We start from the raw sequence: 3,152 nt of genomic DNA, 5'->3' as shown, positions 1-3,152 counted from the left end.
ATTTTTTTCACTTCACTGTGTCTGATCTTTACTTTTGTCGTATCTGCAAGTAACGACAAAAGCTCATACATAGTGGTGCTAAAGTCGACATACGATGTCAAGAATACTGCAAATGACGTAGCAAAAAATAACAACGGTACAGTAAGGCATATGTACAAAAAAGTACTGAATGGGTTTTCTATAGAACTGCCGGAACAAGCGTTAAATGGAATAAAAAACGATAAACGAGTCGACTATATAGAACCCAACATAAAAATGTCGATTGTCGCCGCTCAACCGATAACCACAGGTCTAAAGCGAATTTTTGCTAACACTTCAGATTTAATGATCGACGGATCCGATACCTTACCCGTTGATGTCGATGTCGCGGTTTTAGACACAGGGATTGATACTGAACACCCAGATCTAAATGTCGTATCTGGTACTAATTGTCTTTACTACACAGGAAAAGGACCTCGTCGCCGCGTCTATAATTGTGACAGCAGTTTAGGTGGTGATGACGACCATTATCACGGAACTCATGTTGCCGGAACTATTGGAGCGATAGATAACTCCTTTGGTGTCGTTGGAGTCGCTCCCGGCGCCCGACTATGGGCAGTGAAGGTTCTTGACTCACAAGGTTCAGGATCCATGGCCGGAATTATTGCCGGCATCGATTGGGTGGTAGAACAAGGCGAAGTCGAAGTTATTAATATGAGCTTAGGCGGAACCGGAACAAGTAGTGCGATGAATACTGCGATCGCCAATGCTGTCGCGAGTGGCGTCACCGTTGTGGTAGCAGCGGGGAACAGTGGTATGGATTCTTCTGGCTTTACTCCTGCTAACTCACCCGGAGCGATCACCGTATCCGCATTAGCTGACTTTGATGGGTTGCCCGGCAGTTTAGGCTCTCCAACGTGCCGACCTGATGTAGACGATACTCTGGCTGATTTCAGTAATTGGGGAGCAATTGTAGATATCGCCGCACCAGGTGTTTGTATATATTCCACTTACCCACTAGAACGTGGTAGCTACGAAAGCATTAGCGGAACTTCTATGGCAGCCCCACATGTTGCTGGTGCAGCAGCCTTACTTGCTAGCAAAGGCACAAGTGATATCGCCAATATTCTAACCTCAAACGGCAACTTTGATTGGGTTGATGATTCCGGTGATGGCGTAAAAGAGCCACTACTGGATATTAGTAATGCCGTATTTAAGCCAACGTTTGTCGATCCATCGGTTAACAACCCGCCAACAGCGTCATTTACTTTCAATTGTACGCTTTTGAGCTGTGATTTCGACGGTTCAGACTCTACTGATGACAACGGGATCGTAAGTTATCAGTGGGACTTCGGCTATATTCCTGAAGGCGAAAGTGATAACGCTTCGGGATCAGGAATGAACATCAATCATTCATTCCCTGACGACGGCATATATACGGTTATGTTAACCGTTGATGATGGTGAGGCAACGAACAGTTTGAACTTAGATGTACTGGTCGACTCTGTCGTTCCCGTTGAGGAGCTATCTGGCTTTGCTGTAAATAATGGTTCACGTTGGACTGCAACAGTCACCAGTAACTTACCGTTAAGCGGAAGCTGGTCAGTCAATGCCAATGACTCTTGTAGTGGGAATAGCTGCACCTTATCAGGCATACGTAAAAAAGTTTCCAGTGTGACTTTTACATCTGATACCGGTGTTGAAATTACTATCCTTAAGCCATAACGAGTTAAATACCAGTGCTTCTTGGCTGTTATGTGAAGGGTATTCTATGAGTAAACTTTGCTATTTTTCCTTGTGGCTTAGTTTACTCTCGTTCAGTACACACAGCTCAACCTTGAAAGTAAATGCCATCGATTGGTGTCCACAACTATGTACCGATTTTGAACTGAATGGTTACGTGATGGACACCGTCGACATCGTATTTAAAGAAAGCCCCTATGAGTTAGAAGCAAAAACTTATCCATGGACACGAGCTATATTAGGCGTATACAACGGAAAGTCTCACGCCTTACTCTCTCCAGCCAAAAATGAAGCCCCACAACTTCTCTATCCGCAGCATCCCATCGGGGTTCAACGCATGTGCTTTTTTACTTCCAGCAGCTCAAACTGGAAATACACAGGACTAAAATCACTAAAGGGGATGAAGATTGGGATTGCGTATGACACTTCGATAGCAGAATTAAATGATTATGTCGCCGAGCATAAGGACCAGTTCGAGTTTTTTCCATATAACCACAAATTTATCACTCGAAACCTAAATATGGTTTCTAAACATCGTATTAATGCGTTTTTGTTTACGTATAACTCAACCGTATTCACGCTCAAAAACTTAGGTTTGAGGGACGAATTCAAAGAGGCGGGCTGTGTTTCTAGCGAACCTATTTATATGGCCTTTAGTCCTAATCCAAATCAAGCGAGCCAAATTGCTGAAATAATGCTTTTTTTCGACCAACGAATGCAGAAATTGAAAAGCGACGGTGAGATATCCCGAATTATGGCTCGCTATGGTTTAGAAGACTGGCAAACGTACCTACCCAATAAAAATAAACATTAACTAGACGACTGGTCTAATGTGATTTATAGTCCGTTCTATGAATACGAAAACAAACGACACACGCCAACATATATTAAACGTGGGATACCAACTCATCGTAGAGAAAGGCTTTACCAGCGTAGGTCTTTCTCAGCTATTGAAAGAGGCTGATGTTCCCAAAGGTTCGTTCTATCACTACTTCAAATCGAAGGAACAATTCGGTGAGGCACTGATCAAAGACTATTTTGAACAGTACCTTGATCGTTTAGATAATGCTTTTAACCACAGTGAAGGCAATCACTATGAACGTTTAACAGCCTATTTTAGTCGTTGGTTGCTAGTGGACGACGGTAAATGTAACGCCCACAAATGCTTAGTCGTCAAGCTAAGTGCTGAGGTTTCAGATTTATCCGAACCAATGAGGCAGGCACTAAATAAAGGGGCAGAACAAGTGATTAGCTCTATCGCAACTTGCATACAGTCGGGAATAGCCGACGGCTCAATTATTGAACAAAACTCAGAAAATGCAGCTAAAGTACTTTACTCAATGTGGTTAGGCTCTAGCTTATTGAGTAAATTAAACCAAACAACAGATAGCTTAAAACTTGCACTCACAACAACAGAGTCAATGTTAAGC

The 3,152-nt window shown here is 43.0% G+C and carries 3 protein-coding genes; all 3 read left to right on the top strand.

The window, feature by feature from the left end; translation table 11 throughout:
* Positions 1-1,704, top strand: a 1,704-nt coding sequence (locus L4C33_RS20955; RefSeq protein ID WP_428814327.1) for a S8 family serine peptidase, incomplete at its 5' end; no start/stop codon positions are given.
* A gap of 46 nt (positions 1,705-1,750) precedes the next feature.
* Entirely contained in the window at positions 1,751-2,536 is a 786-nt protein-coding gene (locus L4C33_RS20950; protein ID WP_428814326.1) for a type 2 periplasmic-binding domain-containing protein, read from the top strand.
* 37 nt (positions 2,537-2,573) lie between these two features.
* On the top strand, positions 2,574-3,152 hold a 579-nt coding region (locus L4C33_RS20945), incomplete at its 3' end, for a TetR/AcrR family transcriptional regulator (protein WP_428814325.1).

This window comes from Vibrio makurazakiensis, from assembly GCF_050337375.1.
Classification (GTDB): Bacteria; Pseudomonadota; Gammaproteobacteria; order Enterobacterales; family Vibrionaceae; genus Vibrio; species Vibrio makurazakiensis.
Note: the sequence above shows the minus strand (reverse complement) of the source record. Positions and strands in the feature narration are given on the sequence as shown.